The sequence below is a fragment of the Myxococcus sp. MH1 genome, from assembly GCF_059738865.1.
Genome location: NZ_AP026947.1, coordinates 10,421,221 through 10,434,834 on the forward strand (window position 1 = coordinate 10,421,221; position 13,614 = coordinate 10,434,834).

The window sequence follows — 13,614 nt, forward strand, 5'->3', positions numbered from 1 at the left end:
TCGCGTCCTCGCTGGACGCGCACGGTTCCCGCATGAACGCGGCTCGCGTGCAGTAGCCGACACGTGGAGCCGGGACGCGACCGGGGCGCGATTTCAACCGCGCGGATTCGCTGACAGGAGCGTGCGTGGCGCGAGCGGTGCACAAGGGCCGCCCGCGTCACCCCTGTTTCCCCCACCTCACGCAAGGAGCCTGGCATGTGCACCGACTTCCTCGTCGTCGCCTCGGATAAGAGCGTGGTCAATGGACGCAGCATGGAGTTCGGCGTCGACCTCGACTCCAAGCTGCTCGTCAGGGCCCCGGGCTCGAGGTTCGCCTCGCCCTCGCCCTCGGGACTCACCAATGGCCTGTCATGGACGTCCAAGTACGGCTACGTGGGCCTCACCGGAAAGGGTGACGTGCCCTTCATCGTCGATGGCCTGAACACGGAGGGGCTCTCCACCGGGTGCCTGTGGCTGCCGGACTCGCGCTACCCGAAGGTCACCGAGAACTCGAAGGCGCTGTCGCTGGCGTTCTTCGCCGGCTGGGTGCTGGGAAACTTCTCCACCGTCGCGGAGGTGCGCGGGGCGCTCGAGAAGGGCGAGGCCCAGGTCTGGGAGTCGGACTGGCTGGCGCAGTACCTGCCGCTGCACTTCCCCATCCATGACGCCCAGGGCAACAGCCTGGTGGTGGAGTTCCTCGACGGCGTGATGCACCTGCACGACAACCCCGTCGCCGTGCTCACCAACGCGCCGCCCTTCCCGTTCCAGCTGAAGAACCTGCGCGAGTACGTGGGCCTGTCCCCGTGGGACGCGAAGAAGGTGGAGCTGGGCAGCCAGAGCTTCGCGCAGCCCGGCCACGGCAGCGGCCTGCGCGGGCTGCCCGGAGACCCGATGCCTCCGTCCCGCTTCGTGCGCACCACGTACCTCAAGAACTTCGCGCGCCCCGTCGCCAACGCCGCCGAGGCCACCACGCTCGCCTTCCACCTGCTCAACACGGTGGACATCCCGCGAGGCACCGTGCGCGCCCTCAACGAGAACACCCAGAAGGAAGAGGACGACTACACCCAGTGGACCGTGGTGAAGGACCTCACCCACAACGTGCTCAACGTGCGGTTCTACCAGGACCCGCTCGTCTACTCGGTGAACTTGAAGTCGCTCGACTTCCAGGCCGCCAACGGGAAGACCTTCGCCGTGCCCTCGAGCCCCACGTCCATCGACATCACGGACAAGCTGACGCGCTGACGTCGCGTCCCGTGTGACGGAATCAGGCCCCGCTTCCCGCGCGTGGAAGCGGGGCCCGGGTGTGGCGCGTCAGTGGATGCGCAGCGCGAGCTTGCCCAGGTGGTGCTTGCCCACGGCCTCGTGCGCGTCGCGGGCCTCGTCCAGGCGGAAGACCTGGGAGACCTCGACGTGGAAGGGGCCGGACTCGATGAGGCTGTTGAGCCGCGCGAGCACCTGGGAGTTGGCCTCGCCGTTGTAGCTGGAGACCTTGACGCCGTCGTTGCCCTTGGGCTCGGGCTCGACGCCGTTGGGGTAGGCGATGTGGCCTCCGGGCTTCACGCAGGAGAGCGCCTGGTTCGTCTTGTCGCCGCCCGCGAGCACCAGCGCCGCGTCGATGCCGTCCGGCGCGAACTCGCGCGCGGCCTTCACGACGTCATCGGCGCGGCCGTCCACGACCTTGTCCGCGCCGAGCTTCTTCAAGAGCTCCACGCCGTCGGAGCCGGAGGCCACCGCGAGCACGCGCGCGCCGAGCCGCTTCGCCAGCTGCACCGCGAGGTGTCCCACGCCGCCGCTCGCGCCGTAGACGAGGAGCGTGGTGCCCTTGCCGACCTTCAGCGTGTCCTCCACGCCTTGCAGGGCGGTGATGCCATCCGCCGCCAGGACGCCCGCCTGCTCCGCGCTCAATCCCTTGGGGATGGGCGCGGTGTCGCTGGCCTTCACCGCGGTGTATTCGGCGTAGAAGCCGCCCTTGTCGTTGAGGAAGCCGAAGGCGTAGACCTTGTCGCCGACCTTCAGGTTCTTCACGCCGTCCCCCACGGCGGCGACGGTGCCGCAGCCATCCGTGCCGAGGACGTGGGGGAAGGACGTCTTGCCCGGCTTGTAGCCCTCCATCTCGCCCGCGCGCTCGGAGGGGTCCCACTGGCCGATGCCCGCGGTCTCGACCTGGATGAGCACTTCACCGGGACCGACCTGGGGAACGGGGATGGTGCGCGTGTCGAGCACCTCGGGACCGCCGAAACGGTCGATGGCGGCGGCCTTCATCTGGGAGGGGATGGAGGGGTTCATGGGCGTCTCCAGGGATGGGGTTTCTTTCGCAGGCTGGGCACGGCCTTGTGGGAATGCAGAGCGAGCGACGAAGCGACGGGCCAGGGCATGTCCACACGGCCGCCGACCGGGCGCGAGAGGGGGCGGGCTGACGTACAGTGGCCGGACACGCTGTCGTGAGCCTGGGAGGCGAGGATGTCGCCGCGAACGAAGCTGCGCGCGTTGTTGCTGGGGGGAGTCCTGTGGGTGCCGTCCATGGCGGGGAGCGCGAGCGCGCCGGCGGTGACGCTGGAGGGCGTGGAGCTGCGCGTGTTCGACCGGGCGAAGGGGGCCCTCGTCGCGGTGGACGAGGCCTCCGACCCGTATGGGATGAACGTGGACGCGGTGCTGCTGGTGAAGGTGAAGGGCACGTACGAGGGCGACAAGCCGCTGCGGCTGAAGCTCACGGCGAGCGCGCCGAAGGAGGAGTCGGAGGCCGGTTCGCGCCGCGCGTGGAAGACGGCGCAGACGCGCGAGCTTCACGTGCTCGCGGAGGGCGGCGTCACGGTGGTGCCGTTCCTGCTGACGTATCAGTGCGCGTCCACCGTGAAGGTGGTGGCCACGCTGACGGGCCCCGGGGTGCAGGGGACTCGCACGCTGGACACCGCGTTCCCCTGCGCGGAGTGAGGGGCTGTCGACCTCACCACCCGAGCGCTTCGGGGACCTGGGCGAACAGGAGCAGCAAGTCCGGAAGCTTCTCGTGCTGCCGCTTCATCTCGAGCCACACCGAGGGGTGCTGCCGCGTGCGGACCTGCCCCGCCAGCATGTCGAGGTGCTCCTGGGGCAGCCCCTGTGACTTCGCGCGGAGGTAGCCACTCAAGTGCGCCATGTAGTCCCAGTAGGCGGCGCGACGCGCTTGAGGAAGCAGCTCCCGCTGGTTCAGTTGCAGGGTGCCAATCGTGTACTCGGCGCGAACGTACTCCTCCGTTCCTGGAGGCGCCTTGGGCCGAAAGAAGAAGGTGTCACGCAGGTCGAGTTCGAGGAAGTCCATGGGCTCCTCGACACGTGGATCGATGAACACGGGCCTGCCGGGAGCAGGCGGCGTCACGGGTGCCGACCGGGCCCTCGCCACTTTCGTCAGCGCCTTCGAGCCTCCGTCGAACACCGCGAAGTGGTCATTCTTGCGGCCATTGCAGGGGCCGCACGCATAGAGGTAGTTCATCCACGCGAAGACGACCTCCGGATAGAGCGTCTTGGGGCGGATGTGCTCCACCTCGTCGGCAGCGGAGTCCTCGCAGTAGGCGCAGCGCCTCGCCCCCGAGCACATCTGCGTCAGCGTCGCCTTGACGTGGTCGAAGGTCTGATTGCCAATCTTGTTGAGCGACGAGAACCGCTTCTTCGCCTGCGCCACTCGCTCCGCGTAGTCAGGCAGTGCGTCGATGGACTGTTGATATCCCTCGAGCCCCTGGCGAGCAGCTTCTGGCAACAGCCCCTGCGGCAGGCGAATCACTTGAGCAGGTCCTCCACGGCAGGCGAGGGAAGCGCGCTCGCGGCCGTCGGAGTCCTTGCCCGCAGGCGCTCCTGCTCCTGCCGCTCCTCGGCACTCAGGCCCTCGGAGAGTTCCTTCTGGTTGAGCATCGCCAGTCGCTCGAGCTGCGCGATGGCCTCGACCGAGCGGGTGAGGACATCTCCGAAGACCCCGGTCCCATAAGCATCCAGGACGTTGCCGTACAGCAACCGGTCCCTCGCGATACCGGTAACCATTCCACCCGACTCGTCACTCCCTGGGCGCGGCAGCCGGAAGATGCTGCCCACCGTCGCGGCCTGACAGATGAGCGGGCTGTGCGTGGTGACGATGAACTGGATGTGGGGGAAGTGCTTCCGGAACCAGTGTCCGACACGACGCTGCCACGTGGGATGCAGGTGGACATCGATTTCGTCGATGAGGACCACACCCGGCACCTGGACCGTCTTCGCATCACCTGCCGCGAAGAGGTGTTCGGCGTCATAGGTCTTCACGAGCTGCCGGATGAGTTCGAACGTCATGCTGAGCACGGAGCGATAACCGTCACTCAGGTTCTCGACAGGAATCTCACAGCCATTGCCATCGACGAAGCGCACTCCATCCGAGCTGATGGAATGGAGTCTGGCTTCGTGAGGGAGGAAGTCAGGCTGGTTGATGAACTGCTTGAGCGCCTCCAGCAACTGCCCCTCCTTGCCCTGTCCCTTCGTCTCCAGGTTCTTGAACTGGAGCAGCTTGAGCCACTCCAGACACTCCGTCAGCGCGACGGATTCACCGAACACCGAGAGATGCCGCGCGAGCTTGGGATTGGAGAAGAAGAGCTTCTCCTGGTCCTTGTCTCCGCCCGTGAATCTTCGGAAGGGACCATATGAGGCGCAGAACCAGCCGTAGCCATCTCCCCAGATGCTGCGTCTGGGGTCCACCGCGACGTCTTCACCCGCGAGCTGAACCTGCCCGACGTCGGGGCGCTGGAAACGCAACCGCGCCTGGAGGTCGACGTTCTTCGGTGACCTGCCGCTCTTCGTGAACTGGTCCCAGTTCTTGTCCCAATCCAGGGTCAGGTGAATCGAACCGGACTGGGTTTTCCATCGAAGCCACTCGTTCCAATCCTGACGCAAGGCAATGGCCTCGCTGGGACCCACCATCGCAAGGGCCATCGCGCGGAGGACCGAGCTCTTGCCAGCACCATTGTCCCCGATGATGACGTGCCATCCCGCGAGCGTCGAAGCCGACGGCGGCTCCCACTCCAGCACATCGATGGAGCGAACGTTCTCGAGGGTCACTTTCTTCAGGTACATGGGGCGTAGCACGCCCGAAACCCCCAGGAGGGTCAACTGCTACGTCGCCACCCTCGATGCGTTTCCTCCAAGGTCGGTTTTTCCGCCACTATCGAGACAACCTGACGGAGCGTGGCGTGTCAGACCGGGCCGGTAGCTTTCACGCATGCCGGACATCCGACTGCCCGCCGAAGCGAAGTTCAGCAGTGAGCTGGAAGCCCTCGCCGCGCACGACGACAAACCCCGCCCTCCCGGGTGGGCCCTGTCGCCTCGCGCCGTGGAGGCCTACATCCTCGGGAGCCCCAAGCCCGTGGGCGGTGTCACCATCACGCCCAAGTACGTGGGCGACCGGGGCCTCATCCAGGTCTGCATCGCCACGCTCGCGTCCGACCGCGCGCTGATGCTCGTCGGCGAGCCCGGCACCGCGAAGAGCTGGCTCTCCGAACACCTCTCCGCCGCCATCAGCGGCACCTCCGCCCTCATCGTCCAGGGCACCGCCGGCACCAGCGAGGACCACCTCAAGTACTCGTGGAACTACGCCCTGCTGCTCGCGCAGGGCCCCACCCCCGAGGCCCTGGTCCCCTCCCCCGTCCTGCGCGCCATGCGCACCGGCAAGTTCGCCCGCTTCGAGGAGGTGACGCGCACCTCGCCGGAGATTCAGGACGCCCTCATCTCCCTCCTCTCCGAGAAGCAGGTCTCCATCCCGGAGCTCGGCGAGGTCGTCAGCGCCCAGCGCGGCTTCAACCTCATCGCCACCGCCAACACCCGCGACCGCGGCGTCAACGAGATGAGCGCCGCCCTCAAGCGCCGCTTCAACTTCGTCACCGTCCCCATCGTCGACGACCTGGAGCAGGAGATTCAAATCGTCACGAAGCGCGAGGCCGAGCTGCGCAATGACTATCAGGTCGGCGTGCCGCCCACCGAGGAGCTGTCACGCATGCTGCTCACGCTCTTCCAGGAGCTGCGCGAGGGCGTGACGAAGGACGGCAAGACGAAGGTCCGCACCCCGGGCGCCGTGCTCTCCACCGCGGAGGCCATCAGCGTCCTCTTCAACAGCTCCATCCTCGCGCAGCAGTTCGGCGGCGGGAAGGTCACCGCGCAGGAGCTGGCCGCCTCGCTCGTGGGCGCGGTGGTGAAGGAGCAGGCCGACGACGTGAAGGCCCTGCGCGAGTACATGGAGACCGTGGCCAAGGGCCGCCCCGGCGCGTGGAAGGAGCTGTACTCCGCCAGCAAGAAGCTCCTGAGGGGCTGATGGACCTGGACCTGCTCCTCGGCGCCCACCTGTTCCCGGTGCGCCACCACTCACCGCGCACCACCGCCGTGCTCACGCGCTGGCTCGACCACGTGAAGCCCCAGGTCGTCCTCATCGAGGGCCCCCGCGACGCCTCGGAGCTGGTGGACGTGCTGTGCGACGCGGAGACGAAGCCGCCCATCGCCCTGCTCGGCTACCGCACCGACGACACCCCGGGCTCCGCGCTGTGGCCCTTCGCGGACTACTCGCCCGAATACGCCGCCCTGCGCTGGGCGAAGGCCCACGGCGCTCGCGCCCGCTTCATCGACATCCCCGTCGGCGTCAGCCTGGGCGTGGACCGTCACGTGGAAGCCGTGTCTCTCGACGGTGAGCCCTCGGAGGACGCGGAGTCCACGTGCGCGCGCATGGAGGAACCGCTCACCGAGCGCTTCGCTCGCGAGCGCGGCTATCGCTCGTTCGAGGAGCTGTGGGAGGCGATGTTCGAGGCCCCTGACTGGACGCCCGAGGGCTTCCGGCCCGTGTTGCTCGCTTGGGCGGATGTGCTCAACGCGGGGCCTCGGCCGGACTACCACCGCTGGCGTGATGCCTTCATGGCGCGCCAGGTGTTGGAGGTCATCGCGAGCGGCGTGCCTCCGGAGCGCATCGCCGTGGTGGCGGGCGCGGCCCATGTGGCGGCCTTCCTGGCCCGGGACGTGGACCCGACGCTGGAGGCGAAGCTCCCGACCGCCGTGCCCTGCGCGGTGACGGTGATTCCCTACAGCTTCCCGCGCCTGTCCGAGCAGCTCGGCTACGGCGCCGGCAACCGCGCGCCGCACTTCTACCAGAAGGCCCACGAGGCCCAGTGCGACTTCCGCCGCGCCACGCTGGAGGTGCTCATCGACTTCGCGGGACACCTGCGCATGCGCGGCTTCACCGCGTCGCTGTCCGACGTGCTGGAGGCCTACCGGCTCGCGGTGACGCTCGCGGACCTGCGCGAGAAGAGCGCGCCCGGCCTGGACGAGCTGCGCGAGGCCACCGTGGCCACGCTGTGCCGGGGAGACGCGACCCACGTCGACGACTTCCTGTGGAAGAGCGTCGTCGGACATCAGGTGGGTCGGGTGGCCAGCCGCATCGGCCGCAACTCGCTGCAGGCGGAGTTCTGGCGCGAGGTCGAGTCACGCCGACTGCCGAGCACCGACAGCGCGGAGACCTTCACCCTGCGGCTGAACAACCCCGTGGAGGTCGGCTCCTCCATCTTCCTTCATCGCCTGCGCGTGGTGGGCATCCCCTACGCGGGCCTCGCGGCCACGGGTCAGCAGAAGGCCACGGCGCAGGAGGCGGGGGGACAGGCCGCGCTGACGCGCGTGCGCGAGTCCTGGCAGGCACAGTGGACGCCGTCCACCGATGTGGCGCTGGTGGAGAAGATCGTCCTCGGTGACTCGCTCGAGGCGGTGACGACGCGCGTCCTCCAGGACCAGCTGGCCCTCGCGAAGTCCACGGGCGCGGCGGCGGCGGTGCTGCTGGAGTCCGTCATCACCGGCTGCCCGCAGACGATGGCCTCCGCCCTGCGTGCCTGTGACGGCCACGCGACCACGGACGCGGACCTGCCCTCGCTCGCCTCGGCCTCGCGGGCGCTGTCGGGGCTCGTGGCCTATGGCACCTCGCGGACCCATTCGGCGCTGGGCGACGAGGCCGTGGCGGCGCTGTGCCAGAAGACCTTCGCTCGCGCGCTCTTGCGCGTGTCCGATGCGTGCGCCTGCGCCCAGGACGCCGTGCCCTCGGTGATGGGGGCACTGAGGACGCTGCACGAGGTGGCGCTCGCGCAGCCCCTGGCGGACAAGGCCGGCTGGCTCACCGAAGCGCGCGGGTTGATGTCGAGCACCGTCGTGCATCCGGCCACGTCGGGGCTGGCCACCGGCCTGTTGTACCTGGCCGAGGAGCTGAGTGAATCGGAGGTCGCTCGCGAGGTGGGGCTGCGCTTGTCGCTGGCGGTGGAGCCCGAGGCGGGCGCGTCGTGGCTGGAGGGCTTCCTGCGCGTCAACGCGCTGGTGCTGGTGAAGAACCGCGAGGTGGTGCGGGCGCTGGATGCGTTCCTGTCGAGCGTGGACCCCGAGCGCTTCCGTCAGACCCTCCCGGTATTGAGGAGGGCACTGGGCGTGCTCGGTCCCACCGAGCGCCGCTACCTCCTGGAGAACGTCGTCGCGGTGCGGCAGCTCGGAGACAAGGGCCGGGCCGCGAAGACGATTCTCGCGGAGAAGGACACCGAGAAGCTCAAGGACCTGAGCGCCGAGCTGGGCAAGGCGCTCGCCGACCTGGATGACCTGCTATGAGCGTGGACCCCAAGGAGCTGGCACCGGAGGACCGCGAGGCGCTCTTGCGCTGGCGGCTCGCGCTGGGCCCCGCCGCGGAGAAGACGGGCAGCTGTCCGTCGCTGCACGCGCTGGGCGCCGGCGCGAGCGCGGTGGGCGTGGGCGAGACGGAGCTGGATGCGCTGGATGACGCGCTGTCCTTCGTCTACGGCGAGAAGAGCGCCGGGTCCTCCGGCTCGCGGCCGTACATCCCCGAGTGGCTGGGCGCGCTGCGCGGCTTCTTCCGCGACGACGTGATTGCCCTCGTCCAGAAGGACGCCATCGAGAAGAAGGGCCTCACCCAGCTCCTGTTCGAGCCGGAGACGCTGCCCTTCCTCGAGAAGAACGTGGAGCTGGTGACGACGCTGGTGAGCGCGCGCGGCCTCATCCCCGAGGACGCCAAGGCGCTCGCGCGGCAGATCGTCCGCGAGGTGGTGGACCAGCTGCGCGAGAAGCTGGAGTCCACCGTGCGCACGGCGGTGTTCGGCGCGCTGAGGCGCGACAGGACGAGCCCGCTGCCGATTGCGCGCAACATCGACTGGAAGCGCACGATTCGCCAGAACCTGAAGGGCTGGGACGCGGAGCACCGGCGGCTCGTCCCCGAGCGCTTCTACTTCTGGCCCAACCAGCGCCGTCACCACGAGTGGGACGTGACGCTGGTGGTGGACCAGTCCGGCTCCATGGCGGAGAGCGTGGTGTACAGCTCCGTGATGGCGGCCATCTTCGCGTCGCTGGAGGTGCTGCGCACGCGGCTCATCCTGTTCGACACCGAGGTGGTGGACATGACGCCGGTGCTGTCGGACCCGGTGGAGGTGCTCTTCAGCGCGCAGCTCGGCGGAGGCACGGACATCAACCGGGCGGTGGCATATGCGCAGACGCATTACGTGGAGCGCCCGGAGAAGACGCTCTTCATCCTGATTACCGACTTGTGCGAGGGCGGCGACGCCCAGGAGCTGGTGGCGCGGCTGCGGCAGCTGGTGGACTCGCGGGCGAAGGTGCTGTGCCTGCTGGCGCTGTCGGACGGGGGCAGGCCCTCGTACGACCCGGTGATGGCGGAGAAGCTCACCGCGATGGGCATCCCGTGCTTCGGGTGCACGCCTCGCAAGCTGGTGGACGTGGTGGAGCGGGTGATGCGGAACCAGGACCTGACGTCCCTGCTCGACGCCGACAAGGAGACTCGCCATGGTTGAGGTGCGAAGGCTGGCCCCGGGCATGGGGGCCCTGACGGACATCATCCGCGACCGCGACGAGCTGTCGAAGGGCGCGCGCATCTTCGACGACAAGCAGCTCACGCACCTGTCGCGCTTCGAGAACCGGCTGTTCGCGGACGCGTCGGGCTCCGGGGCCTCGCCGTACAAGGTGTCCCTGGTGTTCGGCGATGGGAGCGAGGTGAAGGGGAAGTGCTCGTGCATGGCGGCGCGCTCGCGGCCGTTCTGCAAGCACGCGGCGGCGCTGCTGGTGGCGTGGTCTCGCGCGCCCGACGCCTTCGTCACCACCGACACGGCGCCCACGGGCGCGGGCGGCCCCACGAAGAAGAGCGTGAAGAAGGGCAAGACGCAGACGGCCGAGCTGATGAGGTCCGGCGTGGCGCAGGTGTCCACGCTGGTGCGCGAGCTGGGACTGTCCGGGGTGGCCGCGTTGTCCGAGGACCGGGCCGCGCAGGTGCGCGCGCTGGGCGAGGCGCTGCGCGCGAACGGGCTGCGCAGGCTCGCGGCGCGCGCGGTGGAGGTGGCGGGGCTCTTGGAGCAGGCGGCGGCGCGCACCGGGGCGTTCGAGCCTCCCGTCTTCACGGACTTGATGGCGGACATGCTGCTCACCGCGCGCAAGGTGGAGAAGCACCTGGGCGGCGAGGCGCTGGAGGACCGCTACGTCGAGGAGCTCATCGGCAAGACGTGGACGAAGAAGGACCGCGCGCCCGTCGAGGGGCTGCGGCTGTTGGAGTACGCGTTCACGACTCGCTCCACGCCCGACAACTTCGTCATCCGCGAGAGCCGCTTCATCGACCTGGGCACGGGTGCGCACTACGCGGAGAAGCAGATCCTCCCCGCGTTCCTGCGCAGCGTGGAGCCCAAGCGCAGTCACGCGGGCACGGTGCTGGAGGGTGCGAAGGGCGGTCGGTATCCCGGCTTCGCGCCCGTGCGGCTGGACCTGGAGGGCGCGGAGAAGACGCGGGACCTGGGCGGCGCGGCGCTGCGGCGGCTCATCGAGGTGGCGCTGCCGGACGTGGGCGCGGCGCTGGCGGCCTTCCAGGAGCACCGCAAGGACGTGTTCGCGCCGGAGCTGCTCCCGGTGGCGCTGCGGGTGCAGACGCTGCTGGCGAGCGGGCAGCGCTCGCAGCTCGTGGACTCCGCAGACCGGGGGCTGTTCCTCCCGGCGGACACGCGGCTCGACGAGCCCCTGTCCGCGGCCCTGGAGGGGGCCACGCTGAAGGTGGTGCTGGGCAACGTGGGGCTGGAGGCCGCGCTGCCCACGCTGTTCCCGCTCGCGGTCCTGGTGGAGACCTCCGAGGGCCTGGAGCTGCGCGGCCTGGGACAGCAGGAGTCACCCGAGGAGCCTCGGCGCGGACGGCGGAGCGCGCGGGTCGAGGCGCCAGTCGCGGTGCCACGCGGAGGTTGGGCGGAGGCGGCGCGCGCGGCGGGCGCGTCCCCGGCGGCCATCGCGTTGGCGGAGGTGCGCGACGAGCTGGCGGAGCGGTTCTCGAACGGGCTGCCCTCGGTGTCGCCTCGCGCGGTGGAGCCCCTGGTGGCGCGGCTGCGGGAGCTGGGGTTGGAGAAGCCCGGGGCGCTCCTGGAGGCGCTGGCGCGGCGTGCGGACCCCGCGGAGCGGCTGGAGGACTTCATCAAGGTGTACCAGGTGCTGGGCATCGCCCTGGTGCGGCTGGCGGGCGCGGTGCAGGTGGAGGCGGGCGCGCTGGAGCCGGTGCCCACGCACCCGAGCATCCGCATCCGCAAGCCCGAGGCGCCGCTGCTTCCGGGCGAGGCCTTGAGGAGGCGCGCTCGCGGGGAGCTGACGCGCTACGAGGCCGCGGCGCACGCCGCGCACCACTACGCGGGCCTGGGCACGGACACGCTGCTGGAGTCGCTGTATCCCGCGTGGAGCGACGGCGCGGCGAGCACCTTCGTGGTGCGCGCGGTGACGGCCTGTCCCCGGGAGCGGGCGCTGGAGGTGGTGAAGCGCGCCCTGGCCGAGCATCACAGCCACCGGGTGCATCGCACGGCCGTCCAGGTGCTGGGGCAGTTGGGTGGACCCGAGGCGCGGGTGTGGTTGGAGGGCCTGTCGCGCAGGCGGCATGACAGCGGGCTCGGGCTCTATGTGCGCGAGGTGCTCGACGACGTGCAGGCGCGGGAGAAGGGGCCGGAGGCGGTGGCGCGCCTCGCACGCGAGCGGCAGGAGCGGCTGCGGCCCTTCGCGCAGCGCGCGCTGACGGAGTCGAACCGCGAGGGCCGACAAGCGGCGGTGGACCAACTGGAGGGCCTGGGACTGACGCAGGCGTGGCCGGTGCTGCGGCAGGTGTTCTACGGAGACGCGTCGCAGGACGTGCGACGGCGCGCGGCCATGGCGCTCGCGTGGCTGGGGGACACCGAGGTGCTGGACCGCTTCGTCCACGCCGTGGAGGAGCGCGACACGGACGACGAGGGGGCGAAGGCGGCCGTGTATGCCCTGGGGGTGCTCGGGGACGTGCGCGGGGCGGAGGCGCTGCTCTGCGCGTTCGTGGACGGCTGGAAGCCCAACGTGGTGTCCACCGCGCTGAAGACCTTCGGGCTGGCGATGCTCGAGCCGGCCGTGCGCCTGGCGGAGACGCGGCCGGAGGCGATGGAGCGACAGGCGCTGCGAAACCTGTTCGAGAAGTTCCCGAAGGCGGCGCTGTCCCAGGCGCTGCTCGCCCGGGTGGAGGTGGCGCGCTCGCACCCCGAGCGGCTCGCCCGCTTCGGCACGTACCTGAAGCTCGCCGGCGAGAACACGCACGGCGCGGGGAAGGTGGTGGCGACGGCCCTGCTCGACATCCCCGAGGCCGCGATGGACAAGGACCTGTCGCGCACGGCGAAGAAGCTGCTCGGGTTGAAGGGGTGAGGCAGGCCCGCTCGCCGCGAGCCAGTCGCGGCGAGCGGAGGCTCGTCTCAGCCCAGTCCCACGCGAGGCGACACGTGAGGGCGCTCCAGCGACTCCAGGAAGGAGCCGAGCGCCGCGTTGACGAGCGCGGGCTCCTCCACCGTGGACGAGTGCCCGCCTCGCGGCAGCCGCGCCAGCTTCGAGCCGGGGATGAGCTGGTGGAGCCGCTCGGCCTTCGCCGGGACGGTGGCCACGTCCTCCTCGCCCACCACGATGAGCGTGGGCACGCGGATGCTCGGCACCTCGTGCGACACCGCGTTGCGACGAATCACCCCGTTGACCGCGCGCCAGATGTCGCGGCGGTTCTCCAACAGGCGCGCCCGCCACAGCGCCCGCTCCTCGGCGCGGTTCGGGTCCGTCAGGAAGTTGCGGCCGAACATGATGCGCATCACCGGGTCCGCCACCGGGCGCAGGCCGGCCAGCCGGGCGATGAGGTTGAGCAGCGTGTAGCGCGGCACGTTGGCCAGCGGCTCCGGGTCCGCGGACGTCTCCATCAAGGTCAACGAGCGCAACAGCTCCGGCCGCCGCGCCGCGATGCGCATCCCGATGAAGCCGCCCATCGACAGGCCCACGAAGTGACAGGGCCCCACGTCGAGCTGCTCCAACAGCCCCACCGCGTCCAGGTACAGCGTCTCCATGTCGATGGCGCTGACGTCCGGCACGGCGCTGCGGCCCTGCCCCCGGTGGTCATACGCGATGCACCGGTAGCGCCCTCGCAGCGCGTCCACCTGCGGGTCGAACAGCCGCGTGCTCCACAGGAGCCCATGGCTGAAGAGGATGGGCTCGCCCGAGCCCCCCGTATCCTCGTAATGCAACTCGGTTCCATTCACGGACAGCATCGGCATCGCGGTTCCCTCCCCACCTGCGAGCAGGATAGGCCAGGGCGTGACGCGACATGGCAAC

Annotated in this window: 10 protein-coding genes; 6 read left to right on the forward strand and 4 right to left on the reverse strand. The window is 69.8% G+C overall.

The annotated features are described in order from the left end of the window. The first annotated feature begins 195 nt into the window (after window positions 1-195). Window positions 196-1,221, forward strand: coding sequence for a linear amide C-N hydrolase (locus tag AC6JA9_RS41325; RefSeq protein ID WP_497958796.1), 1,026 nt, complete (start codon window positions 196-198; stop codon window positions 1,219-1,221). Window positions 1,222-1,290: 69 nt separating this feature from the next. Here the strand turns inward: AC6JA9_RS41325 and AC6JA9_RS41330 are convergent, their stop codons facing one another. Further along, window positions 1,291-2,265, reverse strand: a complete 975-nt coding sequence (locus tag AC6JA9_RS41330) for an NADP-dependent oxidoreductase (RefSeq protein WP_223785896.1) — start codon at window positions 2,263-2,265, stop codon at window positions 1,291-1,293. 174 nt (window positions 2,266-2,439) lie between these two features. Between AC6JA9_RS41330 and AC6JA9_RS41335 the strand changes: the two genes are divergently transcribed. Then, the gene (locus tag AC6JA9_RS41335) at window positions 2,440-2,910 is read left to right on the forward strand and encodes a hypothetical protein (RefSeq protein WP_223750885.1); all 471 of its coding nucleotides are present in this window, start codon (window positions 2,440-2,442) and stop codon (window positions 2,908-2,910) included. A gap of 13 nt (window positions 2,911-2,923) precedes the next feature. Here the strand turns inward: AC6JA9_RS41335 and AC6JA9_RS41340 are convergent, their stop codons facing one another. Further along, on the reverse strand, window positions 2,924-3,733 hold the full coding sequence (locus AC6JA9_RS41340; protein WP_248545370.1) for an HNH endonuclease family protein: 810 nt from the start codon (window positions 3,731-3,733) through the stop codon (window positions 2,924-2,926). Further along, window positions 3,730-5,043, reverse strand: a complete 1,314-nt coding sequence (locus tag AC6JA9_RS41345; RefSeq protein ID WP_497958797.1) for an AAA family ATPase — start codon at window positions 5,041-5,043, stop codon at window positions 3,730-3,732. Before AC6JA9_RS41345 ends, AC6JA9_RS41340 begins: the two co-directional genes overlap by 4 nt. A 145-nt stretch (window positions 5,044-5,188) precedes the next feature. Here AC6JA9_RS41345 and AC6JA9_RS41350 point away from each other — a divergent pair, with 145 nt between their 5' ends. The 4 genes from AC6JA9_RS41350 to AC6JA9_RS41365 are packed head-to-tail and all read left to right on the forward strand — an operon-like array spanning window position 5,189 to window position 12,672. Next, entirely contained in the window at window positions 5,189-6,274 is a 1,086-nt protein-coding gene (locus AC6JA9_RS41350) for an ATP-binding protein (RefSeq protein ID WP_141325968.1), read from the forward strand. Next, the gene (locus tag AC6JA9_RS41355; protein WP_497958798.1) at window positions 6,274-8,583 is read left to right on the forward strand and encodes a DUF5682 family protein; all 2,310 of its coding nucleotides are present in this window, start codon (window positions 6,274-6,276) and stop codon (window positions 8,581-8,583) included. Before AC6JA9_RS41350 ends, AC6JA9_RS41355 begins: the two co-directional genes overlap by 1 nt. After that, on the forward strand, window positions 8,580-9,791 hold the full coding sequence (locus AC6JA9_RS41360) for a VWA domain-containing protein (RefSeq protein ID WP_483579156.1): 1,212 nt from the start codon (window positions 8,580-8,582) through the stop codon (window positions 9,789-9,791). Before AC6JA9_RS41355 ends, AC6JA9_RS41360 begins: the two co-directional genes overlap by 4 nt. Beyond that, window positions 9,784-12,672 (forward strand): HEAT repeat domain-containing protein, encoded by a 2,889-nt coding sequence (locus AC6JA9_RS41365; RefSeq protein WP_497958799.1) that lies wholly within the window; start codon window positions 9,784-9,786, stop codon window positions 12,670-12,672. Before AC6JA9_RS41360 ends, AC6JA9_RS41365 begins: the two co-directional genes overlap by 8 nt. A gap of 47 nt (window positions 12,673-12,719) precedes the next feature. Here AC6JA9_RS41365 and AC6JA9_RS41370 read toward each other — a convergent pair whose 3' ends face one another. Beyond that, window positions 12,720-13,556 (reverse strand): alpha/beta fold hydrolase, encoded by an 837-nt coding sequence (locus AC6JA9_RS41370; protein ID WP_426748810.1) that lies wholly within the window; start codon window positions 13,554-13,556, stop codon window positions 12,720-12,722. Between the last annotated feature and the right edge of the window lie 58 nt (window positions 13,557-13,614).